Consider the following 24,170-nt stretch of genomic DNA (forward strand, 5'->3'; position numbering starts at 1 on the left):
GCGATATTTCGCAAAATTAAGAAAAATACCCTGTAATGTACCTTAAATCTCTACACATCAAGCAGTTTCGTAACTACATCGATCAAGAAGTTAACTTCACAGCACCCAAGACGGTAATCGTGGGTAATAATGCTCAGGGAAAATCTAACTTACTCGAAGCGGTCTTGCTATTAGCAACCCTACGATCACATCGAGTTAGTAAGGATCGTGACTTAGTGCTTAATGGTGAAGCGATCGGAGAAATTGCGGCAACTTGCCAGCGATCGCACATACCAGAAAGCTACCCCGTGGAATTATTGATGCGGATAAGAGCCAGTGGCAAGCGGACTCTGAATGTGAATGGGGTCAATCAAGCAAGATCTCTGGATTTTTTAGGAAATCTAAATGCAGTTATGTTTTCAAGTTTAGACTTGGACTTGGTGCGGGGGAGTCCTGAAAGTCGGCGCAATTGGTTGGATACAGTTTTGATTCAATTAGAGCCAATTTACATCAATCTTTTGCAACAATATAATCAAGTTTTGCGACAACGGAATGCGTTATTAAAGTCAATTAAACAGGGACAAATCAACTATGAACCGCAACAAATGGCTCTGTGGGATGCTCAATTGGTAACTGCGGGGACACGTTTGATTCGGAGGCGATCGCGTTTATTAGAGAGATTAACCCCGATTGCGCGGGCTTGGCATCAAGCAATTAGCGGTGGTAGTGAGTATTTAGAAATTACTTATGTTCCAAAATTTACTTTTGCGCCAATGGATACAGTGGAACATATTCACCAAGCTTTTTTTGATGCGATTTTGCAGAAAGCAACCATTGAACAACATCAAGGCTCAAGTTTAGTTGGTCCCCACCGTGATGAAGTTTATCTGACAATTAATACTACACCTGCGCGAGAATATGGCTCTCAAGGTCAGCAGCGCACTTTAGTACTAGCACTAAAACTGGCTGAGTTAGAATTGCTAGAATCGGTAGTTGGAGAACCGCCATTATTGCTATTAGATGATGTCCTTGCTGAACTTGATCTCCAAAGACAAGATCATCTGCTGAATGCGATTGGAGATCGTGTCCAGACAATTATTACGACTACACATCTTGGCTCATTTGATGCTCAATGGCTAAATTCTGCCCGAATTTTTCAAGTAGAAAATGGCAAAATTTTATCTTAAAAAACACAAAACAAGCTTGTGAAGCAAACTTGTTTTGTGTTTTTTATTCGTCGTCGTCTGCACCAACTTGACGTAAATGAATATGTTTACGTCCGAGGCGAATTTCTAATTCGTCCCCAGCCTGTAAACCCATCAATTGTGTATAAGCTGAGCCAATTAGTAGGTTGCCATTTTTCTGTACACTAACTCGATAACTGGCACTACGTCCACCTTTGCCACTACCTTTTGCTTCAAGTTCAACTCCATCCGCTTCCATCAAGGCATTATAAAACTTCATCAAGTTAACACGAGCTTGATTATTTTTGGTAACAGTAGCATATCCACAAGCCTTAGCTTTTTCTTCTTTCGACAGATGCTCTAGTTCTTTGACTTTCTGTAATAATGCATCACCAGAGAGTTGTACTGGTTGTTTGATTTTTGCCATTTGTTCTTAACAGTTTAATATTTAATATTTATACATTAGTATCTAAGATAATTGTACTACTAGTCAAACTTTTTTGAGAAGATATACAACCTATTAGTTTTTACAGATAACTATCATCTATATCTAATTAAATTATTCATGTAAAGTAAAAGGTTCTTAATAGGTTTGGAACTTAAAACAATGAAATCCATTTTAATCATTAGAAAGACTATAAAATTTATGAAGGCAATTCATGACAATCTGAAGTCTCAAAAATGCAGTAATAATTCAGTAAATGTAATTGACAAACTCAAGTGCAGTTTATCAACCAATTGAAACTTAACTATCAATAAAAAACATGAGAGTTTTACTCGTTGAGGACGAAATTGACTTAGGGATGGCAATTCAACGTAGTCTCAAACAAGAAAAATACATTGTTGATTGGGTGCAAGATGGCAAAGAAGCATGGGACTATCTTGATCGCCAGCCCACACAATATACTGTGGCAATTTTGGACTGGATGTTACCGCAGCTTTCAGGATTAGAATTATGTAAACGATTACGCAAAAATCAAAATCCCTTGCCTGTAATTATCCTTACAGCAAAAGATCGGATTGAAGATCGTGTTCAAGGACTAGATGCAGGAGCCGATGACTATCTAGCTAAACCATTTGGGATGTTAGAGTTATTGGCAAGATTGAGGGCTTTGCAAAGGCGATCGCCCCAAATTCAAGCCACACAGTTAAAAGTTGCTAATCTTGTTCTTGATTACAATACCTGCACCATTGCTGCCTATGACATTAATGGGAAATACCAAATTATTCAATTGACGGCTAAAGAGTTTCAGCTTTTAGAATATTTCATGCAGCATCCTCATCAAATTTTGACCCGTGATCAGATTCTGGGTCGGCTATGGGAAATGCAAGCAGAACCAGAAAGTAATGTGGTTGCTGCCCAAATCAGGCTGTTGCGGCGGCGATTGGCAGAATATGGACAGGAAAAACTAATTGAAACTGTTTATGGTTTGGGTTATCGGTTTAATGTTAACTAAAGCTGTCGCATATCTTGAAAACCCAGTTGTGCATCGCGGCGGAGCCGCGATGCACAACTGGGTTTTAATTAAGCGCAAATCGCTGTAACAACTATGAATCACGATAGTGTCTTTTTCAAAGCAAAAGTATCCTTAGCCCTTTGGTATGCGGGAGTGATGGGAGTAATCTTGGGATTGTCTGGACTTGGTGCTTATCAGGTGATGGCTCATGCTCACTGGCATGGCGTTGATCAAGAGCTAATAGCAGTCTCTGGCAATCTTCACGATGCTTTAGAACCAAATTTGGAACAGACTGGAAAAATTAGTGCCAATGTACAGAGAATTTTACCTAAGCTTTGCATTATTGGGGAATCATGCGACCCCGATCGCGATCGCCATGTTTTAGGAATTACTAAACAAGAGGGCTATTACGTCAGATTGCTCGATCTTTCGGGACGACTATTGGGGACGGTGGGACAACAAGTAGAAGCAGTTTCATTTAGCAAAGAAGCAATAAGTTGGCATACGTTAGAAGACGCTCAGGGAAATCGATACCATCAAGTTGCTTTACTTTTAAAAAATAATGCTGGACAGCCTTGGGGCTACTTGCAAATTGGGCGATCGCTACAAGACTATGACCAGCATCTAAATGAGTCCAAATTTGCCTTATTGACAGGATTACCGATCGCCTTTTTGTTGGTCAGCATGGCAAGCTGGTACTTATCAGAAAAAGCGATGCGTCCAGTCTATGCCTCCTATCAACAAATTCAGCAATTCACCGCCGATGCTGCCCATGAAATCCGCACACCGCTCGCTTCGATTCGGGCGACAGTGGAATCGGTGCTAATGAGTGATTTAGTTTCTGAAAAAGAATCACGGGAAACTCTACAGACTATTGATCGCCAAACGATTCGCCTCTCGCAATTAGTGCAGGATTTGCTAATGCTCTCTCGAATGGAAGGACAGGTTTCCAAGCAATCACCCAGCCAATCCTGTTGTCTCAATGACATTGTGAGTGACTTAATCGAAGAAGTAGCCGCGATCGCGGTGCAGTCACAAATTACGCTACATTTGCAACTCGTGAACAAGATTCCGATCTATGTTGCGGGTAATGAAGAACAAATCTATCGCTTGATTTTTAATATTCTGATCAATGCTATCCATTACACTCCAGAAGGTGGCAAAGTCCAAATATTTTTGGAACAGAGCGATCGCATGGCAACGATCCGTATTGAGGACAATGGTATCGGTATTGCTGAGGCTGATTTACCACATATTTTTGATCGTTTCTATCGCGCCCACAGTGATCGCTCTCGGCAAACGGGTGGAACTGGTTTGGGACTTGCCATTGCTATGGCGATCGCAAAGTCTCATCAGGGCAATATCCAAGTCAAAAGTCAACTCGGCAAAGGCAGTATATTCACGATTCGATTGGGACTTAATGATTGAGAAATCTAATCAAAACCCTTAGATATTCTTAAATGCTGCCAATCATTTATCGCTTTGGGCAAGACAAAGCCAAATTATAGGTAGTCCTAATTAAACAGATAATGATGGGCGTTGCGAGCAACGCCCATCATTATCTGTTTAATTTAGATTTTTAAAGTAATTGACTATGCTCTCTTCAGCTTTAATGACAGGCAAAAATAACTGGTACTCCCATCCTTCTCCAGCAGGCTGATCCTTTTTAGCAATGTAGTCTTGCCTTGGACCGCCTTTGCCTTCCACACCTGCATAACGTTCCACAGCATGAAAGACAAAGATTCTAGCGTAAGCATAGCCGAGTAAGTAGGGCTTGCTGAAAAAGAGACTAAGGGAAAAGTAGTGGGCAAAGAGGAAGGGGATAATACTTTGAGTGTCTACAAGGAAATTGCCAAGAAAAAGAATTAAAGTTAAAAAGGGGTTTCCAAGAAGGAAGAACAAAGAGTTGCCAGCAAAAGATAAACCAAGACAAACCGAAAAAAGCAAGCTGCTTGAGCAGCGCTTCCAAATTCATCACCAAGAAAGTGATAGCGATCGCCGTTTCCGATGTATTTGCCAACTTGGACATGACGCGATTTAGACTGAACCGTCGTTTAGCCAGTCCAAACTTACCTTCAATTTGATTGCGAACCTTAGCATCTTCGAGAGTCTGCTTGCGAATAGCCGCCAACTCATCGGGTACAGGTCTGCCCAAAGGCGGAGCCGTAATCCGAATACCGAGATTTCGACAATAGGCGCGATTGCTGCGAGTGCGGTAAATCTGGTCAACGTAAACCGCTTCAGGATAATGTCCAAAGCGAGATTTAAACAATGCTACTTGTTGCTGCAAATCCCCCGATTCATTGAAGTTATCCCAACTGAGATGGTCGAGAAAGGCATGACCATCGACACAACTAACTGAGAGTTTAGCGCCAAACTCCACAGGTGTTCCTGCCTTACCTCTGACAATCGGACGTACATGAGGTTGCGTAATACTGACGATGCGGTCATCTATGCGATGACCACCTTGCTCGTACATCCATTGTTGTTGCCGATATACTTCACTGACGACTAGCAAGTTCCGATAGAGACTCCTCTTCAATTCCGATAGCTTTGCCCCTGCGGCAATTAGAGTGTCAATATGGGCAAGATTGCGACGCACATATCCCAACTGTTGGCGCAATGCTTTGCGAATCCTTTTACGATTGGGTTGGCGTTGTTTGGCAATTTGGAGATACGCTGTCCTTGCTTCACGGCGATAGGTGCGTGGTTTCTTCGCTAATTGTTCTTTCACTTGTTGGTAAAGAGCATCAATCACTATTTCCGTTTGTTCTCTTGCTTCGTTCAACAGTTTGATGTCAGTGGGATAACGGATGTCGGATGGCGCGACTGTTGCATCTAGCAGCAATTTTCCTTGGTTTGCTGGTTCTGGTTCTTTCTGTTCCTTTTCTATATTCTGCTCTTCTAACTTCTCTTCTATCTCTTCTCTTTCTTCTTTCTTGTACTGCTTTGCTTCCTTCTCTTTTTGTCCCGACTCTTTAGGAGGCTTCACAATCCGTTCGTTGATTCTGCCCACGATCTCTAGATTCAATCGCTTGCGGAAATGTACCATCATGCTTGCTTCAAATGGGGCGTTGTCGCTGTACTCTGATAAGCCTAGGAAGTATTGTAAATATGGATTCTCACGAATTTGTTCTACTGTCTCTTCGTCACTTGTTCCTAGCTTCTCTTTGATGATCAGCGCCCCAAGTGCTATCCGAAATGGTTTTGCTGGTGCTCCTTGTCCTTCGCTAAATTGTTCTGCATATTCATTCTCAAATTCTTCCCACGGCACTAGTTCTGCTAATCTTACCCATCGATTTTCTCCTGATAGTTTGCCGCCAAATGGTAAGTAGAAGTTCTCGAATGATAGCTGTCCTGTGGGGGATTGTCGGTACATGCAATTTTATTGGTGCAAGGGTTTTTCTAGCTTTTCTTGCTTTTTCTTGCATTTTATCTGTTTTCGTTCTCCTTAGAAACCTTTGCTTGTATGCTTTTCTTGCTTTTTCAGTAAGCCCTAAGTATAGGCATAACATACCAAATAGGACAGCGAGCAATTTATTTTTCTTCTGCATAATCATCGAATAAATTGTAAAAATAGCGATGCTAAACTAGCAAATATCTGCAAGTGATTTTGATCTACTGTAAAGACGGCAGAGCGTTTCTAAAAAGTTCCCAATTTGCATCGAACAAACGGGCTAACGGTGTAGCTGCAATCTGATATTAAAAAAATTTATTAGAAACTTACTATTTAAAATTATCTTACGAGGCATCTCAAATTGAATCAAAGCAAGGTGCGTTACATTTCATTAATGCGCCCTACAAGATCAGCGATCTCCCCTCTCCAATTCCCAAAAAACAGCGAACATCATCATGCAATTAATAATTTTGTTTAAATGAAACTTACTTAGTACGGTCTAGTATTTCAGTAACTAGATTTTCCCATTCCATCTGATGAATTTCTTGTTGCTTTTTTAAATTACTATCAGAAGGAGTATATTCAATTAGGGGACGATTATTTGCTTCGGCTTTACGAATAATATCCGCATTTTTAATAAAACTTTTAAATATTACAGAAGCTTTGCTTTTGCGAATGTTTCTTGCTTCCCATTCGCGAAACTCTCTATCCCACTTTTTATTTTCAAGCGTTGCTTGGGAATCAATTTTTGAATAAAGCACCCCAAGCAATTCAACTTCACAGGAAGCTTTGCATTTCTTTAACCGATCTACACGTTCAACAATTTTGTCTAATCCCCAATGGGAATAAGCGTCTAGAAATGTTGGAACTATAAAATAACGACTGAGAGAGAGAGCATTTAGAGTGATCAGTCCAAGACTCGGTGGACAATCAACGATAATATGCGTATAAGCTCTACCGTATGGATCATTTAGTTTGTGTAAAGCATTAAAGAGGATATCTGTTGCACTAAGGTAGTAGCGATGATAGCCCACAAGTTTGTCCTGAATATCAATAAGTTTAAGACTAGATGGAAGTAAATCAAGCTTTAATCCTTCAATAGGCGTTACCCTAATGTTATTGAGATTAAATGTTTCACTATCATCTTCTCTCTTTATTTCATGATCGAAAAGTTGGTATAGTGTTTTGTTGTTTTTATCTATTTCTGTATACTGATCTTTATTCAAAAGCGTCAGTGAAGCATTGCTTTGAGGATCTAGATCGATAAGTAAAACTGATGCTGGTTTCTTATTATTACCAGATTTTGGTTCGAGTTCTCTTTTTGCTAAAGTAGCTGCAACATTTACCGCAGATGTTGTTTTCCCCACCCCACCCTTGAGATTTATAAAGCTAATTACTGTAGCGTTTCCGATCTTCATTTATTTGTCGAGTTTATGGATGTTTTAACAACGTAATTTGGAATTATCTAACGGCGACAAATCTGATTGTAATTGTTTTGTAGAAACTGTTCTGCAACATATCCAAATTCTTTGAGATCAGGAATATATATACGAACCCAAGAAACTCCTTCTGAAACACCTTCACAGCTTATAACATAAATTCGATCTCCTTTGCTTAAAGTTGCGAAAACAAATCCCCCATTACCTTGTCTAGTCGCTAAGTTTCGTACATTCACATCATCTGCGATTACCAGTGTTGTAGACTGACCTCTGATAAATTTTTGAGCAACTGCTTCTCTAGGATTGAATAGTAGTTTGCCAGCATTTGCCGAGAATACGGGAAACAAGCTAAAAGTAATAGCCGTAAGTAGAGAGAAATTTCTAAATGACATTCTAAACATATCTAAAATATTGGCAATTTCTAAAAGTCTATTGGTGACGATGAGTAGAATTTTTAAGCTACAGCAAACTCCGTTAACTTCCGAGTCTCAGGATCATGAAAAGCCAAAACAATATCAGACTTAGGAATACCTTCCGTTAACAACTCATTAGCAATCCCCTCTTCAGTCCAATCCTCCTCGATATAAACCTTCTCATTTTTAATACTAATATGAACATGAGTATTATTGATTCTCTTCTGATTAACCCAATCTATAGACATCCATAGATAATGATCATGCACTTCATCAAAAATCAAGCAAGTTTGATATTTTTTTCTAGCCGAGCGATTAGCAAGATAATCATGCTCCGTCAATATGCTTTTAATGATTTGACGATAATTAGTTAATTTGTCCATTGCACTATCTCTTCCTTTTCTATATTTACAACAAGTAAAGCAAGTTGATTTAATTTGACTATTGCTTGGATTGATTTTCTTTGGAAGAAGGTGTTATATACTTCATCTTTGATAGCCAAGTAAATCTCTTGATATTCATCTTGCAATAATCGAATTAAATCTCGATAAATTATATACTGCCCCAAAGCTAACTCAAAGTCTTTAACCAGTGAAAGACTAATGAAGCTTTTAATTTCAATAATAATTTTGCGCTGCCTTTGTGTTTCTGAAATAAATTTTTCCACAGCTAAATCAGGAAAAAGTTCAAGATCTTCATACTCTAGCGGATAAGGATCAGCCGTAATCATCCAACCATCCTTAACTAAAGCATTTTTGATAGCCTGATGGTAAATATCCTTTGCCATAATTTTCCATGTTTACTCAACATACATTAACAAATTAAGCACCTATTCAATCCCCCTAACCATCGATCACCATACTCATAAACTTTTCAACAAGCAATCAAGCGATCGCACATGCTACTAGAGCAGGCTAGTGATACCATTCGAGTCAAGCTTTACTTTTGAGATTTGCCTTTTCATGCTCATTTCATTTTCTTGTGAAACACTACAGTGTAAGAATCCTACGCACTGTTCAAGATATGACTATGTTATTTACTGCAAAACGACGATTAGCCTCAACTTTACTAATTTTAGCGGCGGCAAGTAGTAATTTAGCGGCTTGCACAGCTAGCACTCAAACATCAGCAGAGACGGCAACAGCCAACCCCGAAGCGATAAAGACCGAAAAGCAAGCAGGTAAACCATCGCCAATGAATCATTCAGGTGGCATGATGTCCCATGATTCTATGGATTTGGGAGTAGCTGATGCAGAATATGACTTACGGTTTATTGATGGCATGACACCCCATCATCAAGGTGCGATCACCATGGCACAAGATGTCTTAAAGAATTCTCAACGTCCCGAATTACGGAAGTTAGCTAACGAGATTATAGCCGCACAGGAAAAAGAGATCGCGCAGATGGGGGAATGGCGCAAAGCTTGGTATCCCAAAGCTGGAGACAAGTTAGTGATGTGGCACGAAGACATGAAGCACTCCATGGAAATGAGTCCAGAGTTTCGTAAAAACATGATGATGACTATGGATTTGGGAAGTGCTGATGATCAATTTGATTTGCGATTTATCGAAGCCATGATTCCTCACCACGAAGGGGCTTTAGTGATGGCAAAGGATGCGATCGCCAAGTCAAAACGTCCTGAAATTCAGAAACTCGCTCAAGAGATTCTTGATTCTCAAAAAGCAGAAATTGAACAGATGCAAGCATGGCGCAAAACTTGGTACGGCAAGTAGAAATGTTTAGCACCACATGTAAGGGCAATTCATGAATTGCCCTTACATGTGGTGAGGGTTTCAATTTGGTTCGGTGCAAATCCTAGATGTAGTAAGGCAATTTATGAAAAGAATTTATGGCACTTGTCTGAGCTTAGTTTTGCTTGTCAATCCCTTGCTTAATCCTGTGGCAATCCATGCCCATGCAGGGCATGGCGATGAGTTTGGACATGGTGATGCGATTGCCAATCCATCGGCGATTGAAATTGATCTGAATACGGCTCAAAAAGTGGGCATCAAAGTTGAACCTGTCAGCAAGAAGACTATGGCGATCGCTATCAAAGCGACGGGGCAGATTGAACCTTTACCAGATGGCAAGGTGAAAGTGACCTCACCGATTAAGGGAACTTTGATTTCTTTGCTAGTGCAACCTGGGGATAAGGTAGAAGCAGGTCAAGTGGTCGCGGTGCTATCCAGTCCTGAACTGACGGATTTGCGGGTGAATGCCCTAGAGAAACAAACTGACGCTGTGGCAAGTGTGCAGGAAGCGATCGCGAATTTACAATTTGCCAAACAGAACTATGGCAATCAACAGCAGATTGTGGAAGCGGAACTGCGGCAAGCGGAAACTGAGTTGAAGATTGATCAGGAACGTTACGAACGCGATCGCGAATTACTGGCAAGTGGCGCGATCGCAAGGCGACAATTCCAAGAATCGGAGAGCCGATTTCTCGCGGCTAAATCAAATCTATCAAAGGCATCAGGTCGTCTGCCGTTGCTAGAAGCGGCTGCTCAAGTCACCAAAGCCGAAGCAATGCTAGAAGCAGCCCAATCGAAGGTTGAGCTAAGTGGTTCGGCATATGCCGCCCGTTTACGACAGTTAGATTCCAATGCTGACGCTGACGGTACGGTGACAATTGTTGCGCCGATTTCAGGTGTGGTTAGCGATCGCGAAGCCACGGTTGGCGAAGGTTTTGAAGAAGCGGGTAAACCAATCATGACGATTGTGAATGATCGCCGCGTCTTTGCTACCGCGAATATTTTTGAAAAGGATATCAATCGCATTAAGATCGGACAAAAGATTAATGTCACTGTCACAGGAATATCAACCAATTCCCCAACTAATACAAAGCTTCAAGGCACAATTACCACCATCGGCTCGGTAATTGCAGGCGAACAGCGCGTTATCCCTGTTAAAGCAGAAATTAATAATGCTAATGGACAGCTAAAAGCGGGGATGTTCGCGGAATTGGAACTTCTCACCAGTCAAGCCTTAAATCCTTTGATCGCAATTCCTGCGATTGCGGTAGTAGATGTGCAAGGCAAACAATTAGTCTATGTCCAGAATGGTAAATCCTTTGAACCAACGGAAGTTACTCTCGGTCAAGCATCCGATGGCTTTGTGGAAGTAAAAAGTGGCTTGTTTGAAGGCGATCGCATTGTGACTGAGGGAGCGCCTTTGCTTTATGCCCAATCGCTGCGCGGTAATCCCAATAAGGCTACGGTTGTAGAGACTAATGCAGATAGTAACAAAGCTTTATCTCTGCCTTGGTGGAGTTTCCTCATTGCCACAGGTGTAGTCGGTAGTGCAGTTTATGGAGGCTATTGGCTGGGTAAGCGCAAGAATTTAGCGACAAATAATACTAACAATGTGTTTTCTCCAAATTCTATAGAAACCATCTATCTCCCTAGCCTGCCAACTTCTGCTGCCACAAAAGCGGAAGGAGATCCAGAATAAACCGATGCTCAACTCTATTCTCAAATGAGCGATCGCTCAGCGTTGGTTAGTTCGGCGCAATTGTGATCACAGGCAGTTACAACCTCACGCGGATGCCCCTCGATGTATTACCTAGCTTTGCGCCGCCACATTCGGAGATCGCTTAATTATTATTTATCTTTGCGGCGGAACGCATCCTGAAAGGAATCGCCAATAACTTCTCGGAACTCATCCACAAAGCCGACAATTTTTGATTGCTTAAACTTGGCTAAAAATAGACAACTTTAACGGGCGTATCGGTTTTGGTATAACGGTCTAGTTGAGCCGACATAGACAAACTTTTGCTTTTACAGATTGCTTTTGAAAGGTGGCTCCAACGCAGTGTTAGAGGGCTTTCGAGGGATGGGGGGTAGCGCAAAGGTGGTGTTATACTGGGATAGAGTGCAAGAAATCAAGATCTATAGCTTTCTTAAAATCTATGCTGACAACTACTCAATTTGTTCCCATGCTTAGGCAATTGTCTTCCTCCGACAAGCTTTTATTACTTAACTTTCTTGTAGCCGAGTTGCTCAGAGAGTCTGGTATTGTACCGCTATCTATTCAAGACGACCTGCCTAGACAAGGTTTACATGACTCTTTTGAGGCTGCTGCCATTCTTGCTCAAGCATTAAAAGAGAAACAAGAATTGACTCATGGCTAATAAGGTAAGATTTGCTTTCACTGAGGTAGATCCTAGTCTTGGGGCATTAAGTACGCTTCCTTATTTACCATTGACATTAACTTATCAAAGTCAATCCTTGAGTGTTTCGGGTTTGTTGGATACTGGCTCTAGTGTTAATGTCTTACCTTATGAAATGGGTCTTGCCTTGGGTGCGGTCTGGGAAAATCAAAGGCTATCCTTACCATTAGGAGGTAATTTAGCTAGATTTGAAGCTCGTGCATTGGTTGTCAATGCTTCTGTTGAAGATTTCCCTGCTGTAGATTTGGCTTTTGCTTGGACTCAAGATAAATAGGGCTTACTGAAAAAGCAAGAAAAGCATACAAGCAAAGGTTTCTAAGGAGAACGAAAACAGATAAAATGCAAGAAAAAGCAAGAAAAGCTAGAAAAACCCTTGCACCAATAAAATTGCATGTACCGACAATCCCCCACAGGACAGCTATCATTCGAGAACTTCTACTTACCATTTGGCGGCAAACTATCAGGAGAAAATCGATGGGTAAGATTAGCAGAACTAGTGCCGTGGGAAGAATTTGAGAATGAATATGCAGAACAATTTAGCGAAGGACAAGGAGCACCAGCAAAACCATTTCGGATAGCACTTGGGGCGCTGATCATCAAAGAGAAGCTAGGAACAAGTGACGAAGAGACAGTAGAACAAATTCGTGAGAATCCATATTTACAATACTTCCTAGGCTTATCAGAGTACAGCGCGACAACGCCCCATTTGAAGCAAGCATGATGGTACATTTCCGCAAGCGATTGAATCTAGAGATCGTGGGCAGAATCAACGAACGGATTGTGAAGCCTCCTAAAGAGTCGGGACAAAAAGAGAAGGAAGCAAAGCAGTACAAGAAAGAAGAAAGAGAAGAGATAGAAGAGAAGTTAGAAGAGCAGAATATAGAAAAGGAACAGAAAGAACCAGAACCAGCAAACCAAGGAAAATTGCTGCTAGATGCAACAGTCGCGCCATCCGACATCCGTTATCCCACTGACATCAAACTGTTGAACGAAGCAAGAGAACAAACGGAAATAGTGATTGATGCTCTTTACCAACAAGTGAAAGAACAATTAGCGAAGAAACCACGCACCTATCGCCGTGAAGCAAGGACAGCGTATCTCCAAATTGCCAAACAACGCCAACCCAATCGTAAAAGGATTCGCAAAGCATTGCGCCAACAGTTGGGATATGTGCGTCGCAATCTTGCCCATATTGACACTCTAATTGCCGCAGGGGCAAAGCTATCGGAATTGAAGAGGAGTCTCTATCGGAACTTGCTAGTCGTCAGTGAAGTATATCGGCAACAACAATGGATGTACGAGCAAGGTGGTCATCGCATAGATGACCGCATCGTCAGTATTACGCAACCTCATGTACGTCCGATTGTCAGAGGTAAGGCAGGAACACCTGTGGAGTTTGGCGCTAAACTCTCAGTTAGTTGTGTCGATGGTCATGCCTTTCTCGACCATCTCAGTTGGGATAACTTCAATGAATCGGGGGATTTGCAGCAACAAGTAGCATTGTTTAAATCTCGCTTTGGACATTATCCTGAAGCGGTTTACGTTGACCAGATTTACCGCACTCGCAGCAATCGCGCCTATTGTCGAAATCTCGGTATTCGGATTACGGCTCCGCCTTTGGGCAGACCTGTACCCGATGAGTTGGCGGCTATTCGCAAGCAGACTCTCGAAGATGCTAAGGTTCGCAATCAAATTGAAGGTAAGTTTGGACTGGCTAAACGACGGTTCAGTCTAAATCGCGTCATGTCCAAGTTGGCAAATACATCGGAAACGGCGATCGCTATCACTTTCTTGGTGATGAATTTGGAAGCGCTGCTCAAGCAGCTTGCTTTTTTCGGTTTGTCTTGGTTTATCTTTTGCTGGCAACTCTTTGTTCTTCCTTCTTGGAAACCCCTTTTTAACTTTAATTCTTTTTCTTGGCAATTTCCTTGTAGACACTCAAAGTATTATCCCCTTCCTCTTTGCCCACTACTTTTCCCTTAGTCTCTTTTTCAGCAAGCCCTAAATATGCACCGCTAATACTAGGACATATGAATTTCTTTCTTGCATTCGATGTGTGTTTTTACAGAGCCGAATCAGCATTTGAGATTAGCCAAAAATAGTTTGACAAAAAAAGAGGTGCGTTACATTTCATTAACTTACCCTACAAGATGGTTGGAACTATAACCCACGAAAAAAATTAGGACTTTCAAATCAAGCCATCGATTATATCTCTAAAATTAAGAGAACCTATTTTAGTTATGTCAGTAAATGCAAATTTCTTTAATTTGCGTTCCATTTGTTCTCTATATTCTCGAAATTTTGACTTTAAGATGTCTTCTTCCGATAATTCTAAGCCAGTTGAAAGCACGAAATTAACTGAAGCAAGCATTGCTCCTGTAATAGATATTGCTGTAATTGCGGCAGCCACTTCAACTATTCCTGTCGGAGGTATAAAGGAAGTAAAGAATAGAAAAACATTCGTTGCTATAGCTTGTCCTGCAAATACTGGGAGAATTGCTAAGGCGGCTCCTTTCGAGAGAATTTTGCCAGTATAAAGGTAATAAAGAGAGCCAATTGCTGCAACTTGGGTAGCAGTAATAAAGAAAGCTTTACCAGGAAAGACAGCTTGTACACCAACGGCTACAACTGCTGCAATTATTATTCCTAGGGCATATGAGCGCTTCTCAGTCATATGCCTAGCTAGTAAAAGCTTTTTTCCCTGAGAATCCAAAAAACTTTCTATATCCTCTCTAAGTTGTATTACTCCACGAACATCCAAGGGGGTATCAGATGGCAACTGTGGATCATACCCAAAGGTGCAGACTGGATAGACTTTATCAGCTTTCAGGCAGTCTTTCCATTGCTGTATTATATCTGTGAGAGCTTTTGGATTGTACCTATCCCATTCATCACGTTTGTTTAGAACCAAGAAAACAGATCTACAACTTTGTTTTAAATCATCAAAATATTGCTTCTGAGATGCATCTATCGCACCAGTAACAACCAATATTCCTACATCAATATTCTTTAAAAAATCTTGAGTAGTTTGACTATTTTCTTCCCGCACATCACCAAGTCCTGGCGAGTCAATCAATCTCACTCTTTCGTCCAACCTGAATACATTTAATTTAGTAGTGACTCCAGCTTTTACCCCAACCTCCGCAATAGCATTTCTGCGTGTACGCATTAGTAGCGCATTAATCAAAGAACTTTTGCCAGAGCTAACGTTTCCTATGACTACAATATTCAAAGTCTTGTGAAAATCTTGGGCGTGTTCTTCATACGCTACTCCAATATCTTTAAAGAAACTCTCTGATTGTTCTTTTTGTTCTTTCTCTACTGCCTTCCACGCTTCTTTGATAAGGCTGTTGTAAAACACTCTATACCGATCATTTAGCAAATCTATTTCAGTAGAATTTCCAACACGATCAATTTTGATCGCCTTTGTTGCACCCTGATGAGCTTTGAGTAACTCTCCGTCATGATTTTTAATTTCTAAAGTCTTAGATGCAAAATCTAAGATGACTGTATAGTGTCTATTCTGTAAATTAAATGTAGCCATAGTACGATTCTGAAAATTTCTGATGATATAAAACTTTGCCGAACTGCTGCTTAATAATTATTAAGTATAATGGCTCAAATCATCGACGGCAGATAACCTCGAATATTTCGCCAGCAGCTTTCGACCGTCAGTTACATTTGTTTTGTTAGATCGCGTCACTTAGTTTTGTTTGACTTTTAACTTGATTTCATCATTTGAGCCATATGGGATATCTGTAAGCTGTTTATTTACGATTAAATCGAATACGTTATCTGCTCCTCTCCGAATACTCTCCGTCAGAACACCAATTCCTATATCCAATTGAGGTTTTACTTCGTCAAATTGTGTTACTACTCCAGAGTCTGAAATACTGGAAGTAAATTCTCTTACAGAAATCAAATTGTTTCTATTAAAGAATGTTGCAAATTGAGATGATCTAAACTCATGGACAAATGAGCATCGATAGAATTTGTAGATAAGAGCAGCGTAAGTGAACGATGAAATTGCCGAGTCTGAATTTTTGAGAGTTAAAGAGTCAGAAATTGGATATTGTCTATGACATTTTTCGTATATCGTTTTTAGCTCCGAAACAGTAGGATCTGCATAAACTCTATGGGATTCACGTTCACGTCGATTTTCCAACCATTTTGCTTTAACTTCATTTGCAAATGGATCTTCAATCTTTTGCTTCTTTAAAGAGAAAACGAGAAAAGGCGTACAGATGCGTTCCATCTGACTGTGGGTATCCAAGTGAATTAGAAAGGCAGTAAACCTATCTCGATTGCCTGAGCATTGACATTGACTAATTGATTCCCAAATAGATGCTAAGCCATCTATAGCAGCACAACTAATAACATAGGCATCAACGTAAAAGTTCGCAAAGGGATTAAAATCTGCGAACGACATTTCCATCCCATGACCATTAACGGTGACTGTTCCATTAATTAATTGTTCACAAAGCAATGCTCTGTAGTAATAAAATTTTTTAACGCGCTCAGCAAAATCTTGTACATCGTTCATCATTAGCCTCAGACTATGTTCTTCCAGAGATCTAACTATATGCTATCTTGCAGATCGCAGGATAAAACCTACAAGAAAAATGTTATACAGATTTTTGCAGGATAATATGCCTGAATAGAGCTTTATTTAGCAAAATACAGCATAAGATTCCTAAATCTATCCTGAAAAGCAATCCGCCTATCCCATCCCCAACTGATCAAGTTGGGCGATCGCCTCGAAAACCACTCGTTCCCGTTAGTGATGCAATTCGAGTCAAGCATTACTTCTAGGATTTGCTTTTTCATGCTCATTTCATTTTCTTGTGAAACACTACAGAGTGCCAACTTCTGCTGCCACAAAAACGGAAGGAAAGCCAGAATAAGCCTATGCTCAACTCTATTCTCAAATGGTCGATCGCTCAGCGTTGGTTAGTTGTCATCGGTGCAATTGTAATTACCATTCTAGGTAGTTACAACCTGACGCGGATGCCCCTCGATGTATTCCCTAGCTTCGCGCCGCCACAGGTAGAAATTCAGACAGAAGCCGAGGGGTTAGCTCCTGAAGAAATCGAATCATTAATTACCTTGCCCATTGAAAGCGCCGTTAACGGTACGCCCGATGTGGTGACTGTGCGATCGGCTTCAGCCGTGGGAATTTCTACGGTCAAAATTATTTTTGATGGCAATACAGATATTTATAAGGCGCGTCAATTAGTTGCCGAACGCTTACAGCAAGTGCGTGCCAAATTGCCTGAGAATGCCAAAGAGCCAGAAATATCGCCAGTATCTTCACCGATTGGCACAATTTTGATGTATGCCTTTACCGTGGAAGAAAATCAAAATAATTCAGAGCCAAAAACTGACTTAATGGAAGTGCGGCGACTGGTCGATCGCAATGTTTCCAATCGCATCTTGGCAGTGGCGGGAGTATCACAGGCGATCGCCTATGGTGGTGATGTTAGGCAATATCAGGTTTTAGTCGATCCTGCTAAATTAGTTGCTTTTAATGTCTCTTTGGAGCAGGTGACTGAAGCCGCAAGTCAGGCGAATCTAAATGCCGCAGGTGGATTTTTAATTACGACCGATCGCGAAGAAATTATTCGCGGGGTGGGACGGATTGAAACCGTTGAACAGTTGGCGGAAGCAGTGGTGACGGCTCGCGATGGTAAGCCTGTGAAATTGAGCGATGTTGCTGAAGTGAAATTGGGAGCCGCCCTCTCACGGGGAGATGGTAGCGTCAATGGCAAGCGGGCAGTCGTATTGCTCATCAATAAGCAACCACAAGCCGATACTCCCACCGTGACCCGTGCCGTCGAAAAAGCGATCGCTGAAGTGCAAGCTGCCCTTCCCAAAGATGTGAAGGTACAAGTTACCTTTCGTCAAGAGAGCTTTATTGAGTCCGCGATCAATAATGTGCGTGACTCCCTCCGTGACGGCATCATCATCGTGGCGATTATCATGATCATGTTCCTGATGAATTGGCGCACGGCTGTCATTACCCTCAGTGCAATTCCTTTATCAATTCTCATTGGGATGCTGATTTTGTCATGGTTTGGACAAGGGATTAATACGATGACTTTGGGGGGGCTGGCAGTGGCGATCGGGTCGGTAGTCGATGACTCCATCGTGGATATGGAAAACTGCTATCGAGGAATGCGCCAGAACCAAGCGGTCGGCAATCCCAAGCATCCTTTTACAGTGGTTTATGATACTTCCGTTGAAGTGCGCGTCAGCGTGATTTTCTCCACGATTATTATTGGTGTGGTTTTTGCGCCAATTTTTACGCTGACGGGAGTGGAAGGAAATATTTTTGCACCAATGGGCGTGGCTTATCTCGTATCTATTTTTGCCTCAACCCTAGTGGCGATGACTCTATCCCCTGCGCTCTGTGCAATTTTATTAACTTCCTGTCAACTACCTAGCGATGAAACTTGGGTAAGTAACTTTGCTCAGAAGCTCTATCGTCCTTTGTTAAATCTATCCATTCATCGTCCCAAATTAATTCTATTTCCTGCGATCGCCGCCTTAGTTGCCTCTCTAATCATCTTGCCCACCCTCGGTCGGGTTTTCTTGCCAGAATTTCAAGAGCGATCGCTAGTCAATACGATATTGCTTTACCCTGGCACTTCGCTGGAACGAACAAATCGCATGGGCTTAGCACTTCAAGACGCACTCAAGGATGACCCGCACTTCACAACTGTACAGTTACGATCTGGTCGCGCCCCTGGGGATGCGGATGCGGGAGGCGTAAACCTTGGTCATGTGGATATAGAACTTAGCGATCGCGGCATCCAAGATCGCGCAGGTAGCATCGCTAAACTACGTCAAGAATTTAATAAATTGCCTGGAGTCGCATCTAACATCGGCGGATTTATTTCCCATCGCATGGATGAAGTCCTCTCTGGAGTTCGCAGTGCGATCGCCGTTAAAGTGTTCGGTCAAGATTTAGAAGAATTAAGGGCGATCGGTAGAGAAGTGGAAACTACGATGAAGGGAATTGACGGGCTGGTGGATTTGCAACTAGAGCCGCAAGTTCCTGTTCGACAATTGCAAATCAAATTTGATCGACCGATGGCAGCAAGGTATGGTTTAACGATTGGACATCTCGCCGAAATGGTAGAAACTTCCCTCAATGGCAAAACGGTATCCCAAGTATTGCAAGGTCAGCAATTATTCGATCTAGTCGTATGGCTGAAACCTGAAGCCAGAAATAACCTTGATGTAATTCAAAATCTATTAGTCGATACCCCCACAGGGCAAAAAATTCCCTTATCACAAGTTGCTCAAATTGAATATGGAACAGGCGCAAATACCATCAATCGCGAAAATGTTTCCCGTCTGCTCGTAGTTTCGGCTAACGTATCGGGACGGGATCTGCGATCGCTGGTTAACGAGATTCAGGAAAAGGTGAAGCAGCAGGTGATCTTACCCGCAGGCTATTTTATCCAGTACGGTGGACAGTTTGAATCCGAAGAACGCGCCACCCAAAACCTACTTGTCTTTGGCAGTCTCGCCGCCCTAATTATCGCAGTGCTGATGTATTTCGCCGTCAAATCCATTCCTGCAATGTTAATGATCATGGTGAATTTACCCCTCGCTTTAGTTGGTGGCATTTTAGCGATCGCCATTAGTGGTAGCGTAATTTCCGTTGCCTCTCTAGTTGGTTTCATTACCCTATTCGGAGTTGCCGTGAGAAATGGATTACTACTAGTCGATAACTACAATCAAAAATTTGCGAAGGGAATTCCCTTCCAGCAAGTAATCCATGAAGGTTCAATGGAGCGTCTAGCCGCCATTTTGATGACAGCTCTCACCTCAGCGCTCGGCATGGTTCCTCTCGTCATCGGCACAGGTGCTGGCAAAGAAATCCTCCAACCTCTTGCAGTTGTGGTATTAGGCGGTTTAGTGACCTCTACGGCTCTAACTCTATTGGTACTACCTGCCTTATATTCCCAATTTGGGAAGTATGTCGCACCTAAACCAGAGCTTGCGTCTCCTGCTAAGCGAGAGACACAAGCCTCTATACTTTAAATTTTCACTCATTCTTCTAAAAGGAACTCTATTTATATGCGATCGCCGAAACTTCTACTCATTGGTATTGTTTTTGCAAATATCCTAGCTGCTTGCAGCAATAGCCCGACTAGCACCAGTCCCACAACAAGCCCCAACGCAGTCACCACAACTAAACCAACTCCTCAAACTGTCGCTAAAACAGACACCAAAGCTGCTCAAAAACCAGAAAATCATGGCAAACCTAATCAGGGTGGACAAGTCGTTGAGGCTGGCGCTTATCATTTAGAACTGTTAATGGTTAAAGAAGAAAACAATATTCATCTCGACTTCTTCCTGCAAACAGGCGACACTCACGAAGCAATTCCTGATGCCAAGGTAACAGCCCAAGTCCAATTTCCCGATGGCTCTCAAAAATCCTATGACCTCACCTATGATGCGCCAAATAAGCATTACGCCACTAACTTACCAACCAACGCTTCAGGAGAATACAAAATTGCAGTTCTCACCGATATTAAGGGTGAAAAAGTGAATGGACGCTTTAACTTTAAATTGTAATTTAGCCAACTAATTGTACAGTGGAGCCTTCCTCACTCTTTGATACTTCGATTAGTGTGTTAAAGGCTTCCTTCATTTGTGGCATATGGGTAATTACCAAGATACATTCAAAATCTGGCGCGATCGCATTAATGGCACTGACAAGGCGATCACAACCTAATTGGTCTTGACTACCAAAGCCTTCATCGATAATTAGGGTCTGCAAAGTGCTGCCTTTGCGCTGGGCAAGGACACGGGAGAGGGCAAGCCGCACCGCAAAGTTAATCCGAAAGGCTTCTCCTCCCGAATAGGTTTCATAGGGTCTAGTACCTTTGGTATCAGCAATCTCGATATCGAGGGTTTCGATAATGCGATCGCTTTTTTTGCCAGATTTTTGGGTGATGAATCGCACGTTTAATTGGCGATCGCTGAGTTGAGCGAGAATTTGATTAGCTTCTACTTCAATTTGTGGCAGTACATTTTCGAGCATGAGGGCTTGAATGCCATTTTTACCAAAGGCTTGATAAAGCTCAGTGTGGATGCGTTGCCTTTGACGGGCTGCTTCGATTTGAGTGAGAGTTTCTTGTTCGCGTTGACGACTTAGCTCTAGTTGTTGTTGGGCTTGCTGAAGGCTACCAATTTGGGCTAGGAGTACATCCATTTGCGATCGCCAATTTTGTAAACTTTGTCTCAAGGAGTTAATTTCCTGTACATGATCGCCATGTACAGCTTGGCATTGTGACTGTAGTTGAGAAATTTGAGTAGTAATGTTTTGTAACTCTTGTTGATTAGTGCTTTGAGTTTGCTGTAAATGCTCAACCTGTTGTTGAAGTTCAGGATATTCCTGCTCAGCATGAGTAAGTTCTTGATAGCGCAGTAATGACGGGGTTAGCTCTTGTTTTTGGGTGCGGAGTTGTTGATGGCGATCAGGTTCGTAAGCTAGTTGAGTAAGGGCGCGATCGCATTGTTCGAGTTCATGCTGTACTTCTAAATCAATGAGGTTTTTGGTGAGACGATCTTGCAATTGGTTAATTTTGGTTTGCAGATCAGGAATTTTTTGAGACAGGTTATCGGCTTGACGCTGAGCATTTTTTAATTCTGACTGCTTGATTTCCGCCCAACGCCAACGCTCGACATCACCACGAGCTAAGGCATGATTTTTTTCATCGTAGGCAAATTTATGAATATTCTTATCGATCAGTTCCATTTCCTCCCATGCGTCACGCATATAGTTTTGATTTTGGAGACGATCTCGTAAATCCACAATCTCTGCATCAATGAGGACTAGTCTTTGCTGTGCTTCCGCGATCGCCTTCAGGCGTTCCTGTAAAGTACCTTTACGTTGAATCAAATCATTTAACGGTGCGATTTCTTTTTTTAAAACGCGATACTCTTCTCGTAAGACTTCTATTTCACAATTGGAAGCGGCTTGCTGTTCCTTCACCACCCAAATATCTGCTTGTAGATCGCGAGATTCCTGTTTGTGCTTTTTCTGGACTAACTGCCAATGGGCTTCATCAAGGGGGCGATCGCAGAGTGGACAAGGAGCATTAGGGACAGTTAACTGACGCATTTTGGCTTCTAATTTATTAAAAGCAGCCTCACTATCCGCCAATCGCGTTTTTAGGCGCTCCAAAAAATCACGCCGTTCTAGCCCTTTTTCATGGACACGCTGTTGATAGACTTGCTTATTTTGCAATAAAACAATTTGCCGATCTAGCTCCTTCGCATTAATCAGTAATTGATCGTGATTTTTGACTTGTAAATATAACTGTTCGCGTTTCGCAACTAATTCATCTAGTTTTGCCGCAAGTTTTGTCTGCTCCCGTTCTAATTGATGCTTAAGAACTTGATGACGGTGCACTAGTGGTGTGGATTGAGCATGGAGGCGATCAAATTCCTGTAATATTGCCCTTGCTTTATGTAATTCAGCGATCGCTGCTTCGATTTCGGTAGCACGACTGAGAATCCCTTTTAAGTCACTTTCCTGCTGCACTAGAGACTCTAATTGGGCTTCATAATGTCTTAACTGCCCTTTGAGTTCACTTTGCAAACTCGTGAGTTTATGGCTAAATTCGCCGCGCCGATCGCAAAGATGTTGGTATTTCTGAAACTTACGCTCTAGGTCTGATTCTTGTGTAGATAGCAATTGATAGCGCTCATAGTTTTGCAAAATCTGCGATCGCGTTGCTATACATAACTCTAATTGCTGTAATTGTCGGCGTTGACTAGAGAGTTGTCTATCAATTTGAGAAAGACTACTGGTAATCGTAGCTTGTTGCTGTTGTTGCCAAGTTAACTGCTGTGAAAGGTTTTGATATTGTTTCTGCAAATCTTCCACCACTTGCAAGCGGGCGCGATCGCGACTTTCCCATGCTTGCAAATCCGTTAACTGTGATCGCAAAAGTTCTAACTGCGGTGCGATCTTTTCTCCATCTTGAATTTGATCCCGCAGATGTACCAGCATATTCTCTAAAACTGCTGACTCGCCTTTGCTAGTTCGCGCAATATCTTTGGCTCGTTCCGCCAACTCGTCATACTGTGACAGAGACAGCATATCAGCAAGAATCTGCTTGCGATCGCTAGGACGTTTTAGCATAAATTCATCGGCGCGACCTTGACGCAAGTATGCCGAATTGACGAAGGTTTCGTAATCCATTTTTAGGTGCGAAATGATAGTCTGCTGTGTTGATTGCACCTTGCGCTCAGTCAGGGATTTAAATTTTCCTTCACTCTGTACCTGAAATTCCAAAGAAGTTGAACTATTGCGCGATCGGGTTCTAATGATCCGATAGACTTCACCACCTGCGATAAAAGTGAAGTCTACTTGTGCTTCTTTAGAACCTACATGAATTACATCATCTTGGCTTGCCACACGGCTTACACCCCAAATCACCCAAGAAATCGCCTCTAATAAAGAAGACTTTCCCGCCCCATTTGCACCACAAATACAAGCAACATGTAGCCCGCTAAAATCTAAGGCTAATTGTTGATAGCTCAAGAAATTTTTTAATCGCAATTTCTGAGGGATCATACTTTCCTGTAATTTGTTATGTCAGAATCTTTCTGATAGAGTTATACTAATTGTTATTTAATTATCATAATAATGTATTGTCTAACAAGAGTTTAGCTCTTAATAGGCGCGGTATAACCAACAAAAGCTGAGAGCGTCATGGAAGTATGGGAAGAAATTAGCCGCCAAAGAGTAAAGTACATCGTCGATAGCTATCAGTTAGATGGCGATGACGATGAAGATTTTTATGAATATTTAGAAGATTTATTACAAGCCTATGCACCACCTCAAATTGAATTAGCGCTTGTAGAAGTTTTAATTGAGAGTTGGCGGTTTACACCGATGATGCGTGGTGTAATGTTTCTAAAGCGATCGCATGATCTGTTAAGAAATTGGGAAACCAATCCGATTACACCACATATTTCCCCCACACATTTCCGTCTAATTACAGGTTTAGATCCTACACCAGTATTTGGTAATGGAGTTATGCAGCCAAGCAGAAATGTATTCTCAACGATTTAAGGTGAGTTTAAAGGAAGTAAAGCCTCTTT

The 24,170-nt window shown here is 41.8% G+C and carries 20 protein-coding genes; 11 read left to right on the forward strand and 9 right to left on the reverse strand.

Annotated elements, in window-relative coordinates; all coding sequences use genetic code 11:
• Positions 1 to 35: 35 nt before the first annotated feature.
• Positions 36 to 1,166 carry a DNA replication/repair protein RecF gene (gene recF, locus ABM313_RS08455; protein ID WP_434687253.1) on the forward strand — a complete coding sequence of 377 codons (1,131 nt, stop codon included), beginning with the start codon at positions 36 to 38 and terminating at the stop codon, positions 1,164 to 1,166.
• 43 nt (positions 1,167 to 1,209) lie between these two features.
• Here recF and ABM313_RS08460 read toward each other — a convergent pair whose 3' ends face one another.
• A complete protein-coding gene (locus ABM313_RS08460) occupies positions 1,210 to 1,590 on the reverse strand; it encodes an AbrB family transcriptional regulator (protein ID WP_094529391.1) in 381 nt (126 codons plus the stop codon).
• 337 nt (positions 1,591 to 1,927) lie between these two features.
• Between ABM313_RS08460 and rppA the strand changes: the two genes are divergently transcribed.
• Positions 1,928 to 2,620 (forward strand): two-component system response regulator RppA, encoded by a 693-nt coding sequence (rppA, locus tag ABM313_RS08465; protein ID WP_434687255.1) that lies wholly within the window; start codon positions 1,928 to 1,930, stop codon positions 2,618 to 2,620.
• A 93-nt stretch (positions 2,621 to 2,713) separates the two neighbouring features.
• Entirely contained in the window at positions 2,714 to 4,048 is a 1,335-nt protein-coding gene (gene rppB, locus ABM313_RS08470; protein ID WP_434687256.1) for a two-component system sensor histidine kinase RppB, read from the forward strand.
• A 361-nt stretch (positions 4,049 to 4,409) separates the two neighbouring features.
• Here rppB and ABM313_RS08475 read toward each other — a convergent pair whose 3' ends face one another.
• The 5 genes from ABM313_RS08475 to ABM313_RS08495 all read right to left on the reverse strand — a co-directional run bounded on the left by ABM313_RS08475 (position 4,410) and on the right by ABM313_RS08495 (position 8,659).
• The gene (locus ABM313_RS08475; protein ID WP_434683668.1) at positions 4,410 to 5,999 is read right to left on the reverse strand and encodes an IS5 family transposase; all 1,590 of its coding nucleotides are present in this window, start codon (positions 5,997 to 5,999) and stop codon (positions 4,410 to 4,412) included.
• 503 nt (positions 6,000 to 6,502) lie between these two features.
• The gene (locus ABM313_RS08480) at positions 6,503 to 7,435 is read right to left on the reverse strand and encodes a ParA family protein (RefSeq protein WP_434687258.1); all 933 of its coding nucleotides are present in this window, start codon (positions 7,433 to 7,435) and stop codon (positions 6,503 to 6,505) included.
• Between the two features lie 47 nt (positions 7,436 to 7,482).
• Positions 7,483 to 7,848 (reverse strand): hypothetical protein, encoded by a 366-nt coding sequence (locus ABM313_RS08485; protein ID WP_281008198.1) that lies wholly within the window; start codon positions 7,846 to 7,848, stop codon positions 7,483 to 7,485.
• Positions 7,849 to 7,910: 62 nt separating this feature from the next.
• A complete protein-coding gene (locus tag ABM313_RS08490; RefSeq protein ID WP_281008197.1) occupies positions 7,911 to 8,252 on the reverse strand; it encodes a XisI protein in 342 nt (113 codons plus the stop codon).
• Positions 8,240 to 8,659: a XisH family protein gene (locus ABM313_RS08495; protein ID WP_407072964.1), complete on the reverse strand. Its 420-nt coding sequence runs from the start codon at positions 8,657 to 8,659 to the stop codon at positions 8,240 to 8,242. Before ABM313_RS08495 ends, ABM313_RS08490 begins: the two co-directional genes overlap by 13 nt.
• A gap of 233 nt (positions 8,660 to 8,892) precedes the next feature.
• Between ABM313_RS08495 and ABM313_RS08500 the strand changes: the two genes are divergently transcribed.
• The 5 genes from ABM313_RS08500 (at position 8,893) to ABM313_RS08520 (ending at position 14,021) form a co-directional block, all read left to right on the forward strand.
• Positions 8,893 to 9,603 carry a DUF305 domain-containing protein gene (locus ABM313_RS08500; RefSeq protein ID WP_434687260.1) on the forward strand — a complete coding sequence of 237 codons (711 nt, stop codon included), beginning with the start codon at positions 8,893 to 8,895 and terminating at the stop codon, positions 9,601 to 9,603.
• 103 nt (positions 9,604 to 9,706) lie between these two features.
• Positions 9,707 to 11,320, forward strand: a complete 1,614-nt coding sequence (locus ABM313_RS08505) for an efflux RND transporter periplasmic adaptor subunit (RefSeq protein WP_434687261.1) — start codon at positions 9,707 to 9,709, stop codon at positions 11,318 to 11,320.
• 457 nt (positions 11,321 to 11,777) lie between these two features.
• On the forward strand, positions 11,778 to 11,999 hold the full coding sequence (locus ABM313_RS08510) for a hypothetical protein (protein WP_281008718.1): 222 nt from the start codon (positions 11,778 to 11,780) through the stop codon (positions 11,997 to 11,999).
• A complete protein-coding gene (locus ABM313_RS08515) occupies positions 11,992 to 12,312 on the forward strand; it encodes a hypothetical protein (protein WP_434687262.1) in 321 nt (106 codons plus the stop codon). Before ABM313_RS08510 ends, ABM313_RS08515 begins: the two co-directional genes overlap by 8 nt.
• A 117-nt stretch (positions 12,313 to 12,429) precedes the next feature.
• A protein-coding gene (locus ABM313_RS08520; RefSeq protein ID WP_434687264.1) for an IS5 family transposase occupies positions 12,430 to 14,021 on the forward strand; the annotation gives its coding sequence in 2 pieces (ribosomal slippage) (positions 12,430 to 12,726 and positions 12,729 to 14,021; 1,590 coding nt in all).
• A gap of 205 nt (positions 14,022 to 14,226) precedes the next feature.
• Here the strand turns inward: ABM313_RS08520 and ABM313_RS08525 are convergent.
• The gene (locus ABM313_RS08525; RefSeq protein ID WP_434687266.1) at positions 14,227 to 15,582 is read right to left on the reverse strand and encodes a GTPase; all 1,356 of its coding nucleotides are present in this window, start codon (positions 15,580 to 15,582) and stop codon (positions 14,227 to 14,229) included.
• Positions 15,583 to 15,741: 159 nt separating this feature from the next.
• Entirely contained in the window at positions 15,742 to 16,584 is an 843-nt protein-coding gene (locus ABM313_RS08530) for a hypothetical protein (protein ID WP_434687268.1), read from the reverse strand.
• Positions 16,585 to 16,946: 362 nt separating this feature from the next.
• On the opposite strand from ABM313_RS08530, the gene ABM313_RS08535 reads away from it, so the two are divergent.
• Together ABM313_RS08535 and ABM313_RS08540 are read left to right on the forward strand one after the other, a co-directional pair.
• Positions 16,947 to 20,090 (forward strand): efflux RND transporter permease subunit, encoded by a 3,144-nt coding sequence (locus ABM313_RS08535; RefSeq protein WP_434687269.1) that lies wholly within the window; start codon positions 16,947 to 16,949, stop codon positions 20,088 to 20,090.
• Between the two features lie 36 nt (positions 20,091 to 20,126).
• Positions 20,127 to 20,627 (forward strand): hypothetical protein, encoded by a 501-nt coding sequence (locus tag ABM313_RS08540; RefSeq protein ID WP_434687271.1) that lies wholly within the window; start codon positions 20,127 to 20,129, stop codon positions 20,625 to 20,627.
• Position 20,628: 1 nt separating this feature from the next.
• Here the strand turns inward: ABM313_RS08540 and ABM313_RS08545 are convergent, their stop codons facing one another.
• On the reverse strand, positions 20,629 to 23,640 hold the full coding sequence (locus tag ABM313_RS08545; RefSeq protein WP_434687272.1) for an AAA family ATPase: 3,012 nt from the start codon (positions 23,638 to 23,640) through the stop codon (positions 20,629 to 20,631).
• Positions 23,641 to 23,778: 138 nt separating this feature from the next.
• Between ABM313_RS08545 and ABM313_RS08550 the strand changes: the two genes are divergently transcribed.
• Positions 23,779 to 24,141 carry a hypothetical protein gene (locus tag ABM313_RS08550; RefSeq protein WP_434687274.1) on the forward strand — a complete coding sequence of 121 codons (363 nt, stop codon included), beginning with the start codon at positions 23,779 to 23,781 and terminating at the stop codon, positions 24,139 to 24,141.
• The last annotated feature ends 29 nt before the right edge of the window (positions 24,142 to 24,170 follow it).

Origin of the sequence: Pseudanabaena minima str. Chao 2107, from assembly GCF_051131155.1 — a bacterium.
GTDB classification, from domain to species: Bacteria; Cyanobacteriota; Cyanobacteriia; order Pseudanabaenales; family Pseudanabaenaceae; genus Pseudanabaena; species Pseudanabaena minima.

Excerpts from the sequence above, each read along its gene's own strand:
- recF (WP_434687253.1), top strand. The coding sequence starts at position 36 with ATGTACCTTAAATCTCTACACATCAAGCAGTTTCGTAACTACATCGAT.
- ABM313_RS08460 (WP_094529391.1), bottom strand. The coding sequence starts at position 1,590 with ATGGCAAAAATCAAACAACCAGTACAACTCTCTGGTGATGCATTATTA.
- rppA (WP_434687255.1), top strand. The coding sequence starts at position 1,928 with ATGAGAGTTTTACTCGTTGAGGACGAAATTGACTTAGGGATGGCAATT.
- rppB (WP_434687256.1), top strand. The coding sequence starts at position 2,714 with ATGAATCACGATAGTGTCTTTTTCAAAGCAAAAGTATCCTTAGCCCTT.
- ABM313_RS08475 (WP_434683668.1), bottom strand. The coding sequence starts at position 5,999 with ATGTACCGACAATCCCCCACAGGACAGCTATCATTCGAGAACTTCTAC.
- ABM313_RS08480 (WP_434687258.1), bottom strand. The coding sequence starts at position 7,435 with ATGAAGATCGGAAACGCTACAGTAATTAGCTTTATAAATCTCAAGGGT.
- ABM313_RS08485 (WP_281008198.1), bottom strand. The coding sequence starts at position 7,848 with ATGTCATTTAGAAATTTCTCTCTACTTACGGCTATTACTTTTAGCTTG.
- ABM313_RS08490 (WP_281008197.1), bottom strand. The coding sequence starts at position 8,252 with ATGGACAAATTAACTAATTATCGTCAAATCATTAAAAGCATATTGACG.
- ABM313_RS08500 (WP_434687260.1), top strand. The coding sequence starts at position 8,893 with ATGACTATGTTATTTACTGCAAAACGACGATTAGCCTCAACTTTACTA.
- ABM313_RS08505 (WP_434687261.1), top strand. The coding sequence starts at position 9,707 with ATGAAAAGAATTTATGGCACTTGTCTGAGCTTAGTTTTGCTTGTCAAT.
- ABM313_RS08510 (WP_281008718.1), top strand. The coding sequence starts at position 11,778 with ATGCTGACAACTACTCAATTTGTTCCCATGCTTAGGCAATTGTCTTCC.
- ABM313_RS08515 (WP_434687262.1), top strand. The coding sequence starts at position 11,992 with ATGGCTAATAAGGTAAGATTTGCTTTCACTGAGGTAGATCCTAGTCTT.
- ABM313_RS08525 (WP_434687266.1), bottom strand. The coding sequence starts at position 15,582 with ATGGCTACATTTAATTTACAGAATAGACACTATACAGTCATCTTAGAT.
- ABM313_RS08530 (WP_434687268.1), bottom strand. The coding sequence starts at position 16,584 with ATGATGAACGATGTACAAGATTTTGCTGAGCGCGTTAAAAAATTTTAT.
- ABM313_RS08535 (WP_434687269.1), top strand. The coding sequence starts at position 16,947 with ATGCTCAACTCTATTCTCAAATGGTCGATCGCTCAGCGTTGGTTAGTT.
- ABM313_RS08540 (WP_434687271.1), top strand. The coding sequence starts at position 20,127 with ATGCGATCGCCGAAACTTCTACTCATTGGTATTGTTTTTGCAAATATC.
- ABM313_RS08545 (WP_434687272.1), bottom strand. The coding sequence starts at position 23,640 with ATGATCCCTCAGAAATTGCGATTAAAAAATTTCTTGAGCTATCAACAA.
- ABM313_RS08550 (WP_434687274.1), top strand. The coding sequence starts at position 23,779 with ATGGAAGTATGGGAAGAAATTAGCCGCCAAAGAGTAAAGTACATCGTC.